Annotated in this window: 11 protein-coding genes; 3 read left to right on the forward strand and 8 right to left on the reverse strand. The window is 67.1% G+C overall.

Annotation, left to right across the window (positions count from 1 at the left end; translation table 11 throughout):
• The first annotated feature begins 82 nt into the window (after positions 1-82).
• Entirely contained in the window at positions 83-1,747 is a 1,665-nt protein-coding gene (locus AB7E35_RS10760) for a hypothetical protein (RefSeq protein WP_428163772.1), read from the forward strand.
• Positions 1,748-2,282: 535 nt separating this feature from the next.
• Here AB7E35_RS10760 and AB7E35_RS10765 read toward each other — a convergent pair.
• The 7 genes from AB7E35_RS10765 to bcsD form a co-directional block, all read right to left on the reverse strand.
• The gene (locus AB7E35_RS10765) at positions 2,283-6,668 is read right to left on the reverse strand and encodes a cellulose synthase subunit BcsC-related outer membrane protein (protein WP_428167533.1); all 4,386 of its coding nucleotides are present in this window, start codon (positions 6,666-6,668) and stop codon (positions 2,283-2,285) included.
• Entirely contained in the window at positions 6,635-7,873 is a 1,239-nt protein-coding gene (gene bcsZ, locus AB7E35_RS10770) for a cellulose synthase complex periplasmic endoglucanase BcsZ (protein WP_428167534.1), read from the reverse strand. The genes AB7E35_RS10765 and bcsZ overlap by 34 nt, the downstream gene beginning before the upstream one ends.
• A gap of 227 nt (positions 7,874-8,100) precedes the next feature.
• On the reverse strand, positions 8,101-10,428 hold the full coding sequence (gene bcsB, locus AB7E35_RS10775) for a cellulose biosynthesis cyclic di-GMP-binding regulatory protein BcsB (protein WP_428163775.1): 2,328 nt from the start codon (positions 10,426-10,428) through the stop codon (positions 8,101-8,103).
• A gap of 40 nt (positions 10,429-10,468) precedes the next feature.
• Positions 10,469-12,685 (reverse strand): UDP-forming cellulose synthase catalytic subunit, encoded by a 2,217-nt coding sequence (bcsA, locus tag AB7E35_RS10780; RefSeq protein WP_428163776.1) that lies wholly within the window; start codon positions 12,683-12,685, stop codon positions 10,469-10,471.
• 8 nt (positions 12,686-12,693) lie between these two features.
• Positions 12,694-13,470 carry a cellulose biosynthesis protein BcsQ gene (gene bcsQ, locus AB7E35_RS10785; RefSeq protein WP_428167535.1) on the reverse strand — a complete coding sequence of 259 codons (777 nt, stop codon included), beginning with the start codon at positions 13,468-13,470 and terminating at the stop codon, positions 12,694-12,696.
• Positions 13,467-14,315, reverse strand: coding sequence for a cellulose biosynthesis protein BcsP (gene bcsP / locus AB7E35_RS10790; RefSeq protein WP_428167536.1), 849 nt, complete (start codon positions 14,313-14,315; stop codon positions 13,467-13,469). Before bcsP ends, bcsQ begins: the two co-directional genes overlap by 4 nt.
• Positions 14,316-14,344: 29 nt before the next feature.
• Positions 14,345-14,833 carry a cellulose biosynthesis protein BcsD gene (gene bcsD / locus AB7E35_RS10795; RefSeq protein ID WP_428163778.1) on the reverse strand — a complete coding sequence of 163 codons (489 nt, stop codon included), beginning with the start codon at positions 14,831-14,833 and terminating at the stop codon, positions 14,345-14,347.
• A gap of 482 nt (positions 14,834-15,315) precedes the next feature.
• Here bcsD and AB7E35_RS10800 point away from each other — a divergent pair, with 482 nt between their 5' ends.
• Positions 15,316-16,692 (forward strand): diguanylate cyclase, encoded by a 1,377-nt coding sequence (locus AB7E35_RS10800; RefSeq protein ID WP_428163779.1) that lies wholly within the window; start codon positions 15,316-15,318, stop codon positions 16,690-16,692.
• 167 nt (positions 16,693-16,859) lie between these two features.
• On the opposite strand, the gene mnmA is transcribed toward AB7E35_RS10800, so the two are convergent.
• Positions 16,860-17,987: a tRNA 2-thiouridine(34) synthase MnmA gene (gene mnmA, locus AB7E35_RS10805; protein WP_428167537.1), complete on the reverse strand. Its 1,128-nt coding sequence runs from the start codon at positions 17,985-17,987 to the stop codon at positions 16,860-16,862.
• 237 nt (positions 17,988-18,224) lie between these two features.
• Between mnmA and AB7E35_RS10810 the strand changes: the two genes are divergently transcribed.
• The gene (locus tag AB7E35_RS10810; RefSeq protein WP_428163781.1) at positions 18,225-19,106 is read left to right on the forward strand and encodes a DUF262 domain-containing protein; all 882 of its coding nucleotides are present in this window, start codon (positions 18,225-18,227) and stop codon (positions 19,104-19,106) included.
• Positions 19,107-19,143 lie beyond the last annotated feature (37 nt).

The raw sequence follows: 19,143 nt of genomic DNA on the forward strand, positions 1-19,143 counted from the left end.
GCCGCTGCGACGGATGCAGCAGCGCGCCTTGTCTGACCCAGGCGGCGCAGGTGCCGCCTTTTTCTTGCCCAAGGCTCACCCCATGCGCTTTTCCTTCCCCGCCCGTTCCGGCTCCCTGGCTTTCCTGTGTCTGGCTGCAGCGCTTGCTGGCTGCGGCGGAGGCTCGGGAGGCGATGATGTCGGCCCCCCGCCCGGCACGCAGCAATACCCCGGCGGCATCTGGGAAGGCACCGTGGGCACGGGCGCGGCGCAGCGCTCCGTGGTGGGCTTCATCGACGGCGGCGTGGATGGCAAGGGCGGCGAGTTCTATCTGGCCCGCGGCGCGGCGGGTTCCGCCGGCTACGACGGCATCTACGGCCTGCTGCGCACCAATGTGGCGGCGGTGCAGGCCACCGGGGTGACGTACTTTTCGGTGCAGGACGGCAAGTTCGCCACCGGCCTCACCCTGCGCGGCACTGCCAGCTCTGACCCGGCCACGGGCAAGACGGTGTCGATCAGCGGCAACTACACCAGCCCGGCGGGTACCGCAGCGGCCACATCCAGCCCCACCACCTTCAAGCTGGGCTTGAGCAAGCTCAACGACTACCCCGCCCGATCCGACCTGGTGGCGGGCACGTACCGCGGGGCCGGCGTGTTTGGGGGGCAATGGGTCTTCACGGTGACTGCGAACGGATCGCTGTCGGGCCGCGTGGGCGGTTGCAGCGTCCAGGGCACGGTCGCGCCGCGTTCGCAAAGCTCGGCCCTGTACACGGTGACGATGGGGCTGTCCGGCGACGAGATCGCCTGCGGTGACCGCGCCGGCACCCAGCAGGCAGGGGTGGCCTTTTTGCGCTTTGATGCCAGCAACAAGCCTGCCGGCATCTGGGTGTTGACGCGCAACGCGATCGGGGCGGACAACACCTATGTCCTCAACGGCCTGAAGGACCCCGGCCCGGATGTCATCACTCCTTTCACCGGCCCGGCTGCGGGCAACTGGGTCGGCACGCTGCAACTGCCCGCCGGCGTGACGGGCGACACCGCCGTCTGGGGCTCGGTGCTGCCGGACGGCGGCATGTTCTTCTACACCAACAGCAGCTTCAACCACAACGCGCTGTACGGTCAGCTGCTGCCCTTCGACAACAGCGCCACGCCTACCCGTTTCCTGTCCGACAAAGACAGCGTGCGCCTGTTCGACCGGCAACTGGGCGGCACGGGCGGTTACATCGGCGGTGTGCAGTTCGACATGGCGGTGGAAAGCACCGCCGCCAACCAGGCGGCAAGCCGCCTCACGGGCAGCTACAGCTACTCGACGCAGCCGGGGGGCTACCCCACGCAGTTCACCCTGCAGCGCGACCCTTTGTACGCCCTGCCTGCGACGGCTACCCCGAACATCAACCTGATCGTGGGCAGCTACCGCATGCCCGGCGTGGGCTTTGGCGGCCATACGGTCGATGTGCAGGTGGCCGTTGACGGCGCCATCACCGGCGCCACCACCAATGGCTGCCTGATTGTGGGCAAGCTGATCCATCTGGCCGGCAATGACGCCAATCTGTACCGCGTGGAGGCCTTCGGCTACCTGGAAGACCCCGCCAAGCCGGTCACGCCGGGCACCACCATCGGCTGTGAACTCTCCACCGGCCCATCGCAATCGGGCGTGGCCTCTGCCATGTTCTCGCAGGGCAGGGTGTCGGGCCTGCGCATCCTGACGTCGGGCGAAAGCAAGTCTGGCGAGCGCGCCCATTCGGTCTTCGTGGGCGACAAGCGCTGACCGCGGCAACCGGGTGCCCGCTGGCGCAGGCTGGATGCCCGCCCGCGCGGGCATGACGGCGGGCGACAGGGGTGCGGTTGCTCTTTTATTGATAGCTTTTGGCGCTGGACTGGCAGGGGCTGGAAGTTGAATTGGCCTGAAGGCTGATTTGACTGTTGCCAGTCACATGCCCAGGCCCCGCCACGTTCACCCCGGCAGCACCCCGTCATTGCCGCGAAAGCGGCAATCCAGTGCCCGCCGCATCGGCTGGATGCGCCGCGTGTGTGCAGGCGAAAAAATCCCCCGCATGCGGGGGATTTTTGTGGGCTTCAACCCAGACTTCCCATTAGGCGCACCTTCCGTGCTGCTTGGGCGTCAGCGGTGCATTTGCGGTCATTTCGGCCCCTCTTCGTCGCCCATAGCTACGGCTATGGGCTCATCAGTCGGTACCGAACTGCCTCGCAACTGCCCTCGCTGCCATCCCAAGCCCTAATGGAAAATCTGGGTTCAACCGTCAGTCCCGTCCGCCCCCCCCCGCGGGGAACGGCGTGCGCGGTCAGAACGAATACGGCGACTTCAGCGGATTGACCGGCAGCGCCTGACGGCCCGTGTAGGGCTGCAAAGCGTAGCGCAGGTACAGACCGCCCGAGAACTGGCGGTAGTTGCGCGCGTTGTCCAGCGACAGGTGGCTGCCGATGAACAACTGCGGGTGCAACTGGTATTCCATCGCCACACCCAGGTTGTAGCCCAGGCCGGTCTTGCTCTGGCCCGGATACACGGCGGTGGTGCTGGCGCCCACCTCGCCGAAGGCCTCGGCATCGCTGGCGGCCTGCGCGGCGGCGCTTTGGCGCGCGCCGCTGGTGGGGAAGTAGGGCGCGTCGTCCTCCTTGAAGTACTGCGCGCCCAGGGCGCCCTTGATCTGGTAGCTCAGGCGGCCGGTGCGCTGCGCCCAGTCAAAGGGCACGCTCAGCGCCAGGAACTGCTGCGGACTGAAATAGCCGCCGTGCCCATAGGTGAAGTAGCGCAGGTTCTTGTCATAGCTCAGGCCCGTGAAGTTCAGGCCCGCGGTGAAGGCGGCGTCGGTGGAGCGGTGGATGCGCCAGTACATGCCGCCGCCCAGTTCGGCGCGGTAGTTGGACTTGACGTTCTGGCCCTCCAGGCCGTGTAGCGCGCCGACGGCGTAGGCGCCAAAGTTGCCGTCGTCCCAGGTCAGATCCAGGCGCGCGCCGCTGGCGGACACCGCGCCCCAGGTCTCGCGGGTGCGCGCATCGCGGGCGCCGGCAAACGACAGCACGCTGTCCGTGACCGGCCGGCGCGACAGCTCGCCCGTCAGGGTGCTCTGGTCGCCCAGTCCGAAGCGGTAGCGCACGCCGCCGGTGATGTCGGTCTGGCGAAAGCCCAGCGGCAGCGTGCCCACGTCCAGGGCCAGGTTGGCGGTTTCGTAGCCCACGCTCAGGCCCACGCCGTTGTCGCTTTGCGAGCCCGGTGAGCGCAGCGGCATGTCCAGCGCCGTGGCAGGCCCGCTGCCGAAGCGGCTGAGGGTGCCGTAGCTGGTGTCGGGCGTGCCGGAGCTCAAGCCCGTGGGGGTGGCGCGCAGGGTCATCATGCCGTCGCCAGCGCCAAACTTCAGCTCCACTGGCGCCTGCAGATCGGTCAGGCGGCTCAGCCCGGCCTCGCCCTGGCGGGCGCGGCCCACCACGCCTACCGACAGCATGGAGGTGCGGCCCTCCTGCAGTTCGGACAGTTCGTCCAGGGCTGTGCGCGGGCGCGCTGGCTGCGGCATGCCGGACGGTGCCGTCATGGGCGCCGCGCCCCACAGCGAAGGCGTGGCCGCGGGCAGCGACAGGGGCGCGGCCTGCGCGCTGCCGGCATAGGCCGCCTGGGGCGTGATGTAGCCCGTGGCGGGCGGGGGCACATACAGGGACGCTCCGCCGGTGGGCGCGGCTGGAGCCGCGGGTGCGCCCGGTGCGCCGGACGTGCTGCCCAGTGACTTGGACGGCGCGGTACGGGTCTGCGCACCTGCCTTGCCCGCGGGGCTGGCAGTCGTGGCCGGGTTGGCAGCGGTGCTGTTGGGCAGCCGTGGGGCATTGGCGGCAGAGGGCGTCGGCGATGCCAGTCCTGATATCTGCCGGGGCATCTGCGCTTGCGCCTGCCCCGCAGCCTGTCCCGGTGTGCCGGCGTAGTAGTTGGCCGGCGTGGCAACGGGCATGGCCGCGGGCGCGGCCATCGGAAAGCGGGCAGCGCCCGCCGGCGGGGGGATGAAGGGCTGCGGCCCGGCGATTGCGGCGGTGGGCGGGGCCGCCGCGTAGCCCAGGGGCGCAGCAGCCACGGCTGCCGTGGGAAACGGGGTGCGCGCGCCCCAGGCCGGCGCGGCGGTGCGGCGGAAGGGGTTGGCGCCCGGCGCCGCGGCATTCCAGCCCGCTGCGCCCGGCCCTGCCGCGCCCAGCACGGCTGCGCGCTGGCGGTTTTCGGCCTCGATGGCGGCGGCAAAGTACTGGCCGGCCTTGGTGGCTTCGCCCTTGGCGCGGTACAGGCGGCCGGCGGCCGTCAGCACCTCGGGGTCCTGGGGTGCCAGTTGCAGCGCCACCTGAATGGCGGATTCCGCGTAGGCGTAGTCCTTGGTGGCGGTGGCGGCCGCGGCGGCCGGCAGCAGCAGCTTGAGGTTGCGCGGCGACTTCTCCAGCAGGCGGTGGTACAGCTGCATGGCCTGGGCATGGTCGCCGTTGTCGGTGTACATGCGGGCCAGCACGCCGATCACGTCGGGGTCGTTGGGGCGCTCGGCCAGCAGCGGGGCCAGGGTGTCGAAGGCGCCGGCCAGGTCGCCGCTGCTGCGCACCGCGTCGGCCTGGCGCAGGATGTAGCCCACGCGGATGTCCTCGTAGCCGCGGCGCTGCTGGGCGGACATGGGTACGTCCTGCAGCTGCCGCAGGATGCCCGCCAGCTCCACGTCCTGCTGGGTCTTGAGCAGCGCGGCGGCGTACTGCAGGCGCAGGCCGGTGTCGGGGCGGGGTGTGCGGGCCAGCACTTCGCGCACCATGGCCAGGGCGCGGTTGGGGTCGCCAGCGTCGGCATACGCCAGGGCCACCGTGCCCAGCAGTTCGGGGTCTTGCTCCACGAAGGGCTCGGCCTGGGCCAGCACGGCACGCGCCTGCGCCAGGTTGCCCTCGCGCCCCAGCGCGGAGGCGGCGGCAGCCTGCACATGCACCCAGGCGCGCTTTTGCAGCGCGGCGATGTCGCGCGTGCGGTTTTGCTCGGGGATGCGCTCCAGCGTGGCCAGCGCGCCGGTCCAGTCGTTGGCCTCGGACGCGAGCAGGGCGCTGGCATACAGCGCCTCGGGCATGTGGGGGTTGGAGATCAGCAGTCCGTCCATCACGCCGCGGGCCTCTGCCGAGGCGCCCATCTTCAGGTACAGCCGCGCCAGATCGAGCCGCACCCAGGGGTTGCCGGGGTCGTTGAGCAGCGCGTCTTCAAGCGCGATGCGGGCTGCGTTGTCGTCGCCGCGCTCGGTGGCGGCGCGGGCCTGGCCCATGGCCTGCGTGGCGCGCAGGCGGCCCAGGGCCCCCACTTTTTCCTGCTGGCTGGGGGTGAGTTTTTCGACCAGCTGCAGCGCCTCGCCGGCCTTGCCGGTTTGCGACAGCACGCCCACCAGGCCGCGCAGCGCGTCGGGGTTGTCGGCCTGGCGTGCCAGCACGCGGCGGTAGCCGGCTTCGGCGGCTTCGAGCTGGCCCATCTCGGCCAGCACGTCGGCCAGGTCGTTCTCGGCGGTGACTTCCTTGGGATCCAGGCGCACGGCCTGCTCCAGCAACTGGCGCGCGCTGGCCTGTTCGCCGGCCTCACGCGCGGCGCGGGCCTGCCCGATCAGGGTCCAGTAGGTGGCGCTGTCCAGGGCCTGCTTCCAGCGTGCGGCCGAGCCATGGCGCGTGGCGCGCTCCAGGTAGCTGCGGGCCTGCGCAAATTCCTCCTGGCGCAGGCGCAGCACGCCCATGCCACCCAGCGCGTCGCCGTCGCTGGGGCGGGCTTCGAGCACGGTGCGAAATTCCGCTTCTGCGGCTTCCAGGTCGCCGTCTTCGAGCGCCTTGAAGCCGTCGCTGCTGCGCTGGCGCAGCGGGTCGCGCGCCGCAGTGGCTTCGGCCCGGGCCGTGCGCTGGCGGGCCTCGACCTCGCGCAGGCGCGCCTGCACCGCAGCGTCGCCAGGGTGGGCGCGCAGGAAGGCCTGGTACAGCGGAATGTCGGCGGTGCGGCTGCCCGTCCAGGCCAGGGCCTTGCGCCAGCTGTCGGTGGCGGCCTTGCCCACCTCGGGGTGGCCCGACAGGCGCGCCAGCTGGGCGATGCCCTCGCGGCGCGTGGATTCGCGGTAGGTCAGGTGCTGGGCCAGGGCCAGGGAAATCCGGGCGTCATCGGGCGACTGGCGCGCCAGCTGCTCCAGCCCGCGCCGGGCGTCGTCCCAGCCGCCGGAGGTGCCGCCCAGCGTCTGGTAATACTCCAGCGCCAGCGGGCCAGTGGGTGGCTGGCCGCCCAGGGCAGCCTGGTAGTTGCTCAGGGCCTGGTCGGCCTGGCCCGCGCGGGCCAGCTCGCGCGCCTGTTGCACCTGGGCGCTGTTGCGCTGGACGTTGATCTCCTGCTGCAGCCGTTCCACCAGGCGGTGTCCGGGGTGGGCGCGGCGCAGTTGCTCCAGGCCGCGCTGGGCTTCTTCCAGGCGCTGCTGCTGAAGCTGCGCGCGCGCCATGCCGTACAGGGCGTCGGGGTTGTTGGGGTCAACGCGCAGCAGCTTTTGCCAGGCGTCGATGGCGCGCAGGCTGTCGCCACGGGATTGCCAGTACTGGCCTTGTTCGATGAGTGCCTTGGCGGCGGCATCCTGGGCCTGGGCGGGGACTGTCAGGGTGCCCAGTGATGCGATCAGACCCAGAATCAGGGTGTGGTTTTGGCGCTTTGTTGCGGACATGCCTTTTCCCAGCGTAATTGCAGTCTGCCCGAAGGCAGGAATTGATAGCGTTGTTCCATCCAGCCCGTGCCAAAAAGGCCGAGCACCTGGTCGTAGTAGAGGGGCGTGCTGCCGGCGGGTGGCTGCAGCAGCTGCGCACGCACGCGCTCTTGCTGCTGCTTTAGCTGTGCCTTGGCGCCCAGCGCTTGCAGGTAGGGCAGCAGCGCCGCCGAAAAGCCCACCGGCCCCTGGCCCTGTGCCTGGCCGGTGGCGGTCTGCACCTTTTCGGGCGGCACCGGTGCGCTGCGCAGGGCGGTCGCCATGCCGCCGAGCCTGCGCAGCTGCACCGCCGCGAGCCGGTCGGCGCGCGGCGTCATGCCAGCCCACAGGTAGGCGCGGATGGCGTCGTAGCTGCCGGTGTCGCCTTTGTCGGGGTCGGCCACGAAGGCGCCCGGCCCACCGCCCTCGGGCAGCTCGAAGGCCACCCAGTCGGCGGCAAAACCCTTGGGGGTGGTGGCGGCCAGCATGCGTTCGTGGCTGGCCAGCAGCGCGCGCCAAGGGCCCTGGGGGTCCAGGCGTTCAAAGGCGCGCACCAGCGGCACATGCAGATAGCTGGGATTGAGCCGCCAGATGCGGCCTTTCAGCACGAAGCCCTGGGGCGCCGGCAGCAGCGTGGGGCCCAGGCCCGGCACGTCGGCCACCTCCTGCGCCACCACCAGGGCCAGCAGGGCCCGCGCCTGCGCGGTGTAGCGCGGCTCGCGCCACAGGCGCCCGGCCTCGGCCAGGCTGTAGGCGAACCAGAGGTTGGCGTCCGAGGCCGAGTTGGCGTCGATCACGCCCCAGCTGCCGTCGTTCCTGCGCCCCCATTGCCAGGCTGGCAGCTGTGCGCCCGCGTCGCCGCCCGCCAGGTTGGTGACGCTCCAGCCCCACAGCTTGTCAAAGCGCTCGCGGTCGCGCGCCACCAGCGCGAAGAACATGGCGTAGGACTGCCCCTCGGACGTGGAGTGCTGCTGCGCGACCGAGTAGTCGATGACCCTGCCGTCGGCCTGCATGAAGCGCTGGGCGAACTGCTCCCACAGCGGCCATGTGGCGGCCGGGCACGTGTCTGCCGCCATGGCGGCGGGCGCCAGGGCGCACCACAGCGCCAGTGCGCTGCCGGCGCGATGCAGCAGCGCGGCGCAGGCCGATCGCGCCGCATGGCCGGGTTGGCTGGCAGGGCTCGTCATGGGCGTGTGGCTATCAATTTTCATAGCTGCTGGCGCTTGTTCTATAAGGGCTTGGTGGCTAAAACGCTGATAAATTGGCGGCGTCAGGGTGCATGGGCGACCGTGGGTATGCCCACGGCCGCGCCGTTAGAGGGTACAAGGTGCCCCGGTGGCAGCTGATTATCAGGTCAAAATATGTCCAAGCCATTGCTATACAAGCGCTGGCAGCTCCTGAAATCATAGCTTGACTATTTGGCTGCGGCCTTCAGGCGCGCACGGGCACGGGCACGCAGCGCGATGTAGAGCATCAGCCCGATGAGGATTGCGGCCGACACGCCCAGCACCACCAGGGCCAGCGGGTTGCGCGACAGCCACCACCGCGCATGCGTGACTGCCCCCAGCTCGCCGACGTGGTAGGTCTGCTCGGCCACCAGGCTGTTGACCTCTTGGCCGCGCACCACGGCGGCGCTGCCCTGGATGCGCTTGAGCAGGTCGGGGTCGCGCAGCGCCTCGGTGATCTGCTGCAGACCCGCAGCCTGGTTGCTGGCCAGCATGACCACGCTGCGCCCGCTGCGCAAGGGCGACTCGAAGCCCGCCAGCACCGCGTCGCTGCTGGAGCTGTTGAAGACGACTTCGCTGCGGCCCGGCTTGGCGCGGCTGGCTTGGTCGGGATCCCACCAGTTGAGCAGCTGAGAGGCATAGTCCGACAGGCGAAAACGCTTGCCGTCGCCATTCAGGCTGAAGGGCAGGTGATCCGCCCACCGCGAAAGCAGCGGCGGGTTGCTGCCGCTGGCGATGACCAGCAGGTCTTTGTCTTCCAGACCCTGCAGGTTGTCCCCCAGGGCCACGGTGACGGCATGGGCCGGGTAGCCGGTCACGTTGCCCATCAGCCCCATGAGCGACAGGTAGGCGCTGTAGTCGGCATGTTCGGGCCGGGCGGGCAGCACCACGGCGGATTCCGACAGGTCGGCCAGGCGCGTGAACGGAAAACCGCTGTTGCCGAACGCCGCCAGGTCGGGCATGGCCAGAAAGTGCGAGAAGCCCGTGATGTCGATGGTCGAGTCGGGCTCCACGGTGCCGCGCACGTTGTCCAGCAGCACGTCCTTGCACGAGCCTTCTTTCTTCAGCTCGTGGTAATAGTGAAACTGCAGCTGGCTGCGCGCGGGCAGCTTGAACAGCGGCACCTGGAAGAAGTCTTCCGCAGGCAGCAGGTCGCCCGAGGCCAGCGCCGGTGCGGGCAGCACACTGTCGATCAGGCGCTGCACCCTGCCGGTGGGGCTGAAGTCGGCTGCGCGCAGCGGCAGCGAGCGCAGAAACTGCTCGTTGACATTGATGTTCAGGGTGGACTTGTCGGCCCCGTTTTGCCCGGTGTAGCGGTATTTGATGTGCACCGGGATGTCCTGCTTGCGCCATGCGAACAGGTCGGGCGGCACCTGGAAGTTCACGCGGATGAGGTCGGGCGAATAGCCGGCCACGCTCAGCATGTCCGCCTGGGCCAGCTCGCCAAACTTGACGGGGCGGTCTTTGGACAGCCAGTTGGGCGCGTCGTAGGGCTTGCGCGGCTCGACTTGGGTGAATTCGGTGATGACCGCCGTCGGGCCTGACAGCGCGGGTGCGCCCACGGTGAGCGCCGTGGCCGCGCGCTTGAGCTCTTGCACGTCGCGGCCGCTGACGATGAGCACCTTGGCCGTGGAGTCCGTCGGATGGGTGGCCACCGTGATCGCGGGGCCCTTGGCGGCGGGCAGGTCCAACCCGGGCACGCTTTGCGTGCCCAGCGCCAGCACCACGGCATGGCCCTTGGCCGGAATCTGCCCCACTGCCGCCGGAAAGGAGGCGCCGCGAAAGCCCGCCAGCGCGCCGAACCACGACGAGATGGTGCCGGCCGCTTCCAGCTGCGCGGCGTCAGGGGTGTTGGCGAACACGATGGGCAGCTCGAGAGGGCGGGCATCGCGCCGGTCAAAAAAGGGCTCGGGCAGGAAGGCCAGGTCGTTGGCCAGCGCCAGCGGGCTGACCGTCAGCTCCAGCACGCTGTCGTTACCCACGTTGGCCCACAGGCTGGAGTGCGCGGGATCTTCGCAGTCCATGGTGTAGTGGCCGATCAGCTCGATGTTCAGGCGGTTGAACTCGCCGATCATGCGCGCGGGGATGTCGATCACGCGCTGCAGGTTCTGCCCGCCTTGCTCTTTGGGCACCGGGATGGTGGTGACGACCTGCTCGTTGACCATCACCCGCAGGTGCGAGATGTCGGGCAGCAGCGCCGGCGAGTAGGCGTAGTTCAGACGCAGCCGCGCGCTGGACACCACCTCGTCGCCACGCACGCTGAACTGCACCCCACCCGTGCCCTGCACGCCGCGCAGCTGCAGCGGAAATATCGCGCCCAGCTGGCGGAAGCTCACCTGGTACTTGCGGCCCGCGCCATTGGGCAAGGACTCTGACTGCACGGCGCTCGCCTGGGGCTGCACGGCCGCCGGCTGGGCCTGCGCGCTGCCCGTGCCGGCCAGGGGCGTGGCTACCAGCAGCGCGGCAGCTGCCAATACGGGCGCCGCGCGCCAGGGGGTGTTGGTTGACTCGGTCATGGATGCTTCGAAGGAAAGTCCGGCGAAGGACGAAAAGGGGTTACCGCGGCTTGCTGATGACTTCGCGCCGTCCGCGCATGATGTTCAGGGTGTTGGCGGCCACCTGGCGCAGGCCGCGCACGCCGATCACCATCACGCTCTTGAGGGAGGTGAGCGGCTTGTCGTGCTGGCGGTTGCCCCAGAAACCGATCCAGGCATCTGCGCGCCCGAAGGTCAGGCTGGCCAGCTGGGCCTGCTGGCGCAGGCTGAGTCCGTCAAAGCGCAGGCCCAGGCGGCCGTTGCTGCAAAAGGTGACTTGCGCGGGGAAGCTGCCTTCTTCGTCCGAGCGAAACAGCGTGACATGCACCTGCGAGTCCACATCGAGCGCCAGATCCGGGGGCACGCTCAGGCCAAGACCGCTTTGGGAGAAGTCGTCGGTCTCGCACATGAGGGTGCGACCGTCGGCAAAGCGCAGGGCGGCCGGCAACTTGGCCGTCACCCGAGGTGTGCTGCGCACCTGGCGCGTCTCGCTGGCCACGGCCAGGCTGGCGCTGGTCAGGATGATGTTATAGACCGTCCAGACCATGTTGATCGCCAGCGTGGTGAAAGTCTCGGAGGAGAGGCCCTCCAGCACCATGCGCCACACGCCCACTGCCATGCCCACCAGGTTGAGCACCAGCAAGATCAGGTAGGGACGGGCAATGGACCAGTCGAAGTACGACTGCTCGATGACGCCGCCCTTGGCGGTCACGTTGAATTTCCCCAGCTTGGGGTTCACGAAGGCCACCAGCACCGGGCGCATGATGTACCAGGCCAGCACCGACTCGTAGACCTCGTTCCAGAACGAGTAGCGAAAACGCCCCTGGATGCGCGAGTTGGTCATGCTGGCATGCACCAGGTGCGGCAGCGCGTAGGCCGTGATCATCAGGGCGGATGCATGGAACACGTGGGCGTTGAAGAACAGGTAGGCCAGCGGCGCCGTGAGGAACACCAGCCGCGGCAGCCCGTAGAAGAAGTGCAGCATGGCGTTGAAGTAGCACAGGCGCTGGCCCAGCTTCAGGCCCGGGCCCAGCAGTGGGTTGTCAACGCGGCAGATCTGCGCCATGCCCCGCGCCCAGCGGATGCGCTGGCCTACGTGGCCCGACAGACTTTCGGTCGCCAGGCCCGCGGCCTGAGGCAGCTCCAGGTAGGCGGTGTTGTAGCCCAGGCGGCTCAGCTTGAGGGCGGTGTGCGCGTCCTCGGTCACGGTTTCCACAGCAATGCCGCCGACCTGCATCAGTGGCCCACGCTTGATGACGGCGCACGAGCCACAGAAGAACGCGGCATTCCACAGGTCGTTGCCGTCTTGCACGATGCCGTAGAACAGCTCACCCTCGTTGGGCATCTGGTGGAAGGTTTCCAGGTTCTTCTCGAACGGGTCGGGCGAGAAGAAGTGGTGGGGCGTCTGCAGCATGGCCAGTTTGGGGTCGCGCACGAACCAGCCCATGCAGATCTGCAGGAAGGAGCGGGTGGGAATGTGGTCGCAGTCGAAGATGACGACGTAATCAGAGCCGGTGACGGCCAGCGCCGCATTGATGTTGCCCGCCTTGGCGTGGGCGTTGTTGTTGCGCGTGAGGTAGCCGACGCCCAGCTCTTCGCAAAACGCACGGAATTCCTCGCGGCGTCCGTCGTCGAGCACGTACACGTGCAGCCGGTCGGCGGGCCAGTCCATGTGCATGGCCGAGAACACGGTCTGCTTGACCACTTCCAGCGGCTCGTTGTACGAGGGGATGAACACGTCCACGCTGGGCCAGGAATCGACGTCCGGCGGCATGGGCACGGGGCGGCGCTGCAGCGGCCAGGCCGTCTGGAAGTAGCCGATCAGCAGCACCAGGAAGGCGTACAGCTCTGCCGCCAGCAGGCCCAGGCCGAAGAACGCGTCGATCACGTTGGTGAAGCCGATGGTGTCCGTCACGCGCCAGTACATGTAGCGCGTGGATGCGGTGATCGACAGCACGATCATCGCCAGCGTGGACAGCCGGCCCGGCGTGCGGTTGAGCAGCATGGCCGCGAAGAAGCAGCCCGCCGAGAAGATGAGCTGCCCCTGCAGGTTCATGGGCACGCTGACCACGATGGCAAACAGCAAGGCTGCCAGCAACACCGCAGCCAGCCGCACGAATGGGTGGTTCCACCAGGGCAGATCCGCCAGCATGTGCACGCGCATGCGCCAGCGCGCCTCGAAGCTGTTGGGGTTGCGGTCGGCGATCTCGTCGGCGGCGGTTTTGTGATCCGTGGCCATGGTGGTTCCTATGCCGGCTGCAAAGCGGCTTGCATCCGCGCGGTGAGAAAGTCGGCGCAGGCCATAAAGTCATGGCTGGCCTGGCTTTGCGCGCTGTGATCGAGCACGCTGACGCCCAGCGCAAGCGCTTCGGGCACCGCTTCATCGGCATGAATCACCCCGGCAAAGTGCTGCCCCACGCCTTCGCGCAGCACGCGCAGGATGTCCTGCGACAGCTGGCGCCCGGAGTTGAGCTGGCTAAGCAGATAGAACGCATCGATAAAGTCGGTGCGCGGTGCGCAATGGGTTTGAACCAGCCGCTGCATGAGCGGCAGCGTGGCGTAGGACGCTGCATCGGCCAGCAGCACCACCATCACCCATTGGGTGACGCCCAGTGCCTGACGGCCGTACAGCGATGGCCCGGGGGGCGTATCCAGCAGCACCAGCGCATCTTCAGGCAGGTGCAGCGTTTGCAGTTGCTCGCGCAGCCTGTTGGGACGGGCGCTGATGTGCGCTTCCAGCGTGGCCCGGTCTTCCTCGGTGATCACGCCGTAGGGCAGCAGGTACAGGCCGGGCTGGCGCTCGAAGCACACGTCGCGCCAGTCCTGGCCGGCCAGGGTGGCGCGTGACAGTCCGCGCAACTCATGCGGCCCCAGGCCCATGTGCAGCGCAAGCGCGTTTTGCGGATCCAGGTCGATAGCCAGCACGGTACGGCCCGTGCGCCGGGCCAGTGCGACAGCCAGGTTCTCGGTCACCGTGGTTTTGCCCACACCTCCTTTGGCCGATGCGATGGTCAGAATGTTCATGGATGGTTTCTCGTGCCCAGCAGGCGGGCAAACACTTGGCGCAGGCCGGTGGCGGGTGCGGACGGCTGCGCCAGCCGCGCAAGGGGCGACGGGCCTTGCAGCTCGGCCATCGTCTGGGCTGGCACAGGGGCGGGGGGCGCGGCAGATGACCACGTCGCGGGAGCCGGGGCTGCAACGGGTGCAGCAACAGGTGCAGCGGCTGGGGCGGTCGCCAAGACAGCCTGGGCCGGAGCAGAAATAGCGGCGGCGGCAGGTGCGGCTGCGCCCCAGCGCGCGGCCTGCCTTGCGGGCTCGCTGAGGGGTGCCCCGGCATGCCACAAGGGGTGCGCCACAGTCGCTGCTGCGTGGGCGCCGGATTGCGCTGCGGCGGCCACTGGCTGGACAGGCGCCATCGCTGCCGCCGGCGCGGCAGCCGCAACTGGCGCCGCCAGTTCATGCAGGAGCAGGGGAGCCGGTGCCGCTGCAGGCGTCGGCTGCGTAACCGTGGCCAAGGCATGCGCCGCAGGCCAGGGGGGCGTTGCGCCCGCAGGCGCAGCGTCCAGGCGTGGCTCGATACGTTGGTCGACCGGAGCTACCGGAGCTGTCTGCGCCACGGGTGCGGCCGCTGGCTGTTGAAGCTGTTGAACCAGAACCGGCGCTTGTGTCTGCCATTGCGGAGGGGGAGCGCCCGTCGCTTCACCCGGGCGCACAGCGGGCACCTCTTGCGGCAGCGCCTCCAATGCGTTGATGAGCGGCCAGCGCCCACGCGCCGCATCCGCCTCGCGCGAGCGCGTCAGCTCCCGGTAGGTGTCGGGTTTGCCGCCAAACTCTTGGTACAGGCTGAAAATGTCATTGGGCTGCTGCATGTCGATGTCCTTTCCACCAGGCGGTCATGTCAGGCCGCGACCAGTCGCAGGCGCACGCTGCCCTGCGCATCCGCCGCTGTCACCACGTCCACCCGTAGCCCCTCGGCGCCGGCGGCGGCAAACCAATGCTGGTAAACCCCCTGCAAAAAGCCGCAGGCCCAAGGCACCTGTGCCTCGCCGAAAGCCGCCGCAAGGGGCGAAAAATGGTGCGTCACTTCGATGCCCTCGCTGGTCTGGCCCAGCTCGGCCCAGCCCCATTCGAGCAAGTCCCACACGCGGTTCATGTCTTGCTGAAGCTCTTGCACCGTCTCGCAGGCGTTCAGCGGGTGCGCGGCAGCAAAGCGCACGCCGATGCGCGCCATGAGTGTGGTCAGCTCTTGTGCCGGCAGGGCCGATGCGAATTCATCGCCCATCGCCGCCAGAAAACCGCGCCACTGGCGTGAGCACTGCAGCTGGTGCAGGTGGGCAATCTTCATCAGTGGGGAGGATGCGGCGGATTCGGTGGTCAATGGGATCATGGATAGCGCAAATGCGCGAGCGCGCAAGCGTTAATGGTGTAACACAATATTTTCTCAATAAATATCTACTATCGGCAATAGCAAGTCAATACTATTGACAGAAACCCGAGGTGGTGCTGTGTTAAACCAACATCGGCGCCGCTGCCGCCCTGTCTGGGCGCAGGCACCAGAGGGTGCCAGAAAATCAGGCAACGCCTCCGCCCTCCGGTAATGCCCACCGCTGTCAGCGGGCCCAGGCCGGCCTCTCCGGCCTCTCTTTTGGCGAAGCACAGCTGGGCGATGGGGTGTGGCCACGGCTATTCGCTGGAGCAACATGCACAATCTCGGACAATTGACGCACTGCGGTGCAGCGTCGGTGACGAAGTCCCTTGTCATGTCGGGTTTTGGAGACATGGGCGGCGGCCTCTCGTCCAGGATCGCCTCGGGGAGCAGGTCTTTGGGGTTCTTTTTTTTGGGTAACCTGCTTTCAGCAGTTCTGAGTCATGCCTCATCAATCGGATCAACGGCACGCCGCCGAGTGGCGCCAATTGCTGCTCAGCCACAGCCTGGCGGTGCGCCAGCAGGTGAGCGCGCTGGCTGCTGCGCAGTGCGATGCACTGGCCAGCCACTTTTACGAGCAGATGATGCGTGATCGGGCTGCCTCGGTCTTTTTGTCGCACGAGCAGGTGCACAGCCGCCTGCACGCGTCCATGCAGGCCTGGCTGGTGGCGGTGTTTGCGCAGCAGCCTGACGACGACCTGATGCCCCTGGTGGCGCAGCAAAAGAAGATCGGTGAAGTGCATGCCCGCATCGACGTGCCTATGCATCTGGTGCTGCGTGGCGCCCGCACCCTGAAAGAGAAAATGCATGTCCTGCTGCAAGACGATGCGGTGTGCCAGGCGGCGGATCGCCCGGGCGCGCTGCAACTGGTCGCCCGGGTGCTGGACTTGGCCATGGAAGTCATGAGCCAGGCCTATTCCAGCTCGCGCGAACGCAACTCGCGCGCCCAGGAGGCCTACCGCCTGTTTGCCGTGGCGCAAAACGTTTCCACCGAGCGCGAGCGCCGCCGCGCCGCCTTGCTCGACTGGGAAAACCAGCTCATGTTCGACCACGCCGTGGGTCTGCAATCGGGGCAGCTGCCGCGCCTGGGCGCATCGGAGTTCGGCCTGTGGTTTCGCCACAAGGGCACGCATGTGTTCCAGGGCGCTGCAGAGACCGAGGCCATCCTGGGTGCCATACAGCACATTGACGAGGCCGTGTTGCCCGCCTTTGCCTTGCCCGGAGGCGAAGCCGAGCGCATCGCACGCCTGCGTGATCTGCGCGAGAGCTGCAAGCGCATTGCCTTCCAGCTGAACACCTTGTTCGAGCAAAACACCGAGCTCGAATCCGGACGCGACGTGCTCACGCGGCTGCTCAATCGCAAGTTTCTGCCCGTGGTGCTGGGCAAGGAAGTCAACTACGCGCGCACCAGCGGTGTCAGCCTGTCGGTGCTGGCCATCGACATTGACCATTTCAAACAGATCAATGACACCTACGGCCATGCTGCCGGAGACAGCGTGCTGCAGCACCTGGCCGGTCTGCTCACCCACCACACCCGCGGCGGCGACTATCTGTTTCGGCTGGGCGGTGAAGAATTCTTGCTGCTGCTGGTGGACACCCCGCTGGCGGGCGCGCAGCGCGCTGCGCAAAAGCTGTGCAGGCAGGTGGCTGCCGAAGTGTTTTCGCTGCCCAACGAGCAGACCCTGCATGTCACCGTCAGCATCGGCGTGGCTGCCTTCAACGGCCACCCTGACTATCAGCATTTGCTCAACCGCGCCGATGCTGCCCTCTACCAGGCCAAGCATGCCGGCCGTAACAGCGTGATGGTGGCGGCCGATTGACCCGCGGTGCAGCGCAAAGGCTGGCGAATGACTGTTTTGCTATTTAATATATAGCTGCTTGCGCTTGTTTTATAAGCGCTTGACGCATATTTGACAGTTAAAGAAGGGCTGCCCTTCAGACACAACCCGCCCGCGCTGCCATTCCCAGCCCCATCGGAAAATCCGGGTTAATCCGTTACGTCCGCCGCCGCAATCACCCCGCCGCCCAGGCACACCTCGCCGTCGTACAGCACGGCGCTTTGCCCCGGCGTGACGGCCCACTGCGCATCGGAAAAGTGCAGGCTGAAACCCGCAGCATCGGCTCGCTCCACCATGCACGCCGCATCCTGCTGCCGGTAACGCGTCTTGGCCGCGTAGGTGCCGGGTGCGGGCGCGGCACCGGCAATCCAGCTGGCATCCTGCGCATCCAGCCGATGCGACAGCAGCCAGGGATGGTCGTGCCCCTGCACCACGCGCAGCGTGTTGGTCTCCAGCTCTTTGCGCGCAACAAACCACGGCGCATGCTCGCCGCCGCCGCGCTGCGCGCCCTTCTCTTTCACGCCGCCAATGCCCAGCCCCTGGCGCTGGCCCAGCGTGTAAAAGCTCAGGCCCACATGCCGCCCCAGCTTGCGCCCGCGGTCGTCCAGAATGGGGCCGGGCGCATGGCTGATGTAGCGGTTCAAAAACTCGCGAAACGGCCGCTCGCCAATGAAGCAGATGCCGGTCGAATCCTTCTTCTTGGCATTGGGCAGACCGATTTCCTCGGCAATGCGGCGCACCTCGGTCTTGTGCAGCTCGCCCACCGGGAACAGCGTCTTGGACAGCTGCGCCTGCGTCAAACGGTGCAAAAAATAGCTCTGGTCCTTGGACGGGTCCAGCCCCTTGAGCAGCTCGAACAAGCCAGTGGCGGCGTTGTGCCGCACGCGCGCGTAGTGCCCGGTGGCAATCTTCTCGGCGCCCAGGCGCATGGCGTGGTCGAGAAAGGCCTTGAACTTGATCTCGGCATTGCACAGCACATCGGGGTTGGGCGTGCGCCCGGCCTGGTACTCACGCAGAAACTCGGCAAACACGCGGTCTTTGTAGTCGGCGGCAAAGTTGACGTGCTCGATCTCGATGCCGATCACATCGGCCACGGCGGCGGCGTCCACGAAGTCGATGTTGGACGAGCAGTATTCGCTGTCGTCGTCATCTTCCCAGTTCTTCATGAAGATGCCGACCACCTCGTGGCCTTGTTGTTTGAGCAGGTAGGCGGTCACGGCGGAGTCCACGCCGCCCGAGAGGCCGACGACAACGCGCTGTTTGGTAAGGGCAGTCATCACCCGGATTGTATTTTTGATGGGCGGGGCGCCTTGCGCGGGTGTGTGGAACGCGGAGCAGTCCGCAGGGAATGCACCCGGTAGGGTCTAGGGTTGGCGGCTATCGGCCATGAGCGGAAATCCACTCAGAGATGACGTAGGTCTGTTGGGGATCGGAAGGGACCTTCGCGACGCACAAATCAAGGCACTCTAGAACACCACTAAACTGGCCCCCGATAGTAAAAAAGAGGGGGAAGCATGAAAATTCAGTGTGTTGAGCGCGATATCCGCCAGGTGTTGGAGTCAGGGACATACCTAATCCCACGTTTCCAGCGGCCCTTCTCTTGGGACAAAGAGAACGTTGAGGAGTTCTGGGTCGATAGCACAGCAGAGGTCAAGAAGGATTACTTTATCGGAGCCTTTGTCTCATACAACATTTCCAGCTCTTCCTATGGCTTGGTCGATGGCCAGCAGCGCCTAACTACCATCACCATTGCACTGTGTGCTATCCGGGACAAGTTCATGGAGTTGGGCCACGATGCCCTGGGCAAGGGTGTGCATCGACTTATTGAAACGCGCGATCTCAACGACCAGGCCCAATTCGTCCTCAAAACGGAAACCTCTTACCCGTACCTGCAAGCCAAGATTCAGAGCCTGGAGAAGGAAGACTCTGACATAGATGCCGGCGAGGAAGAGAGGGCTATCAGTGTGGCCTATCAGACCCTGGCGAGCTTCATCGAGGACGGCGTGGATGCGGCCATTGCGAAGGTGGATCCATCCAAGGCCAAGGCCACTGGCAGGAAGTGGTTGGAGCAAGCTCGTAATAAGCTTTTGGGGCTCAAAGTCATTTCAATCACGCTGGACAACCAGGATGATGCGTACCTGATCTTCGAGACGCTGAACACCCGTGGTAAGGACCTGACGGCCGCAGACCTGGCGAAGAATCACTTCTTGCGACTGTTGCCCAACAAGGGCAAGGCGCTGGACAGACCGAAGGATCACTGGATGGAGATTCAGTCCACGTTGGATGAGGCGGATCGCCCCATCCAGATTGATCTTGCCCCCGTATTCCCGGACCCGTCCTATTCGCAACGTAACGCCGAGCCCTTGGCGGGTGAGTGGCGTGCTTGGGCAGCCTGATGCCGCCGGAACTCTCGGGGTGAACGCATTTTCAACG

It is taken from the genome of Diaphorobacter sp., from assembly GCF_050251835.1.
Classification (GTDB): Bacteria; Pseudomonadota; Gammaproteobacteria; order Burkholderiales; family Burkholderiaceae_C; genus JBFXIE01.

Coding starts and splice junctions, on each gene's coding strand:
- AB7E35_RS10760 (WP_428163772.1), top strand. CDS start 83: ATGCGCTTTTCCTTCCCCGCCCGTTCCGGCTCCCTGGCTTTCCTGTGT.
- AB7E35_RS10765 (WP_428167533.1), bottom strand. CDS start 6,668: ATGTCCGCAACAAAGCGCCAAAACCACACCCTGATTCTGGGTCTGATC.
- bcsZ (WP_428167534.1), bottom strand. CDS start 7,873: ATGACGAGCCCTGCCAGCCAACCCGGCCATGCGGCGCGATCGGCCTGC.
- bcsB (WP_428163775.1), bottom strand. CDS start 10,428: ATGACCGAGTCAACCAACACCCCCTGGCGCGCGGCGCCCGTATTGGCA.
- bcsA (WP_428163776.1), bottom strand. CDS start 12,685: ATGGCCACGGATCACAAAACCGCCGCCGACGAGATCGCCGACCGCAAC.
- bcsQ (WP_428167535.1), bottom strand. CDS start 13,470: ATGAACATTCTGACCATCGCATCGGCCAAAGGAGGTGTGGGCAAAACC.
- bcsP (WP_428167536.1), bottom strand. CDS start 14,315: ATGCAGCAGCCCAATGACATTTTCAGCCTGTACCAAGAGTTTGGCGGC.
- bcsD (WP_428163778.1), bottom strand. CDS start 14,833: ATGATCCCATTGACCACCGAATCCGCCGCATCCTCCCCACTGATGAAG.
- AB7E35_RS10800 (WP_428163779.1), top strand. CDS start 15,316: ATGCCTCATCAATCGGATCAACGGCACGCCGCCGAGTGGCGCCAATTG.
- mnmA (WP_428167537.1), bottom strand. CDS start 17,987: ATGACTGCCCTTACCAAACAGCGCGTTGTCGTCGGCCTCTCGGGCGGC.
- AB7E35_RS10810 (WP_428163781.1), top strand. CDS start 18,225: ATGAAAATTCAGTGTGTTGAGCGCGATATCCGCCAGGTGTTGGAGTCA.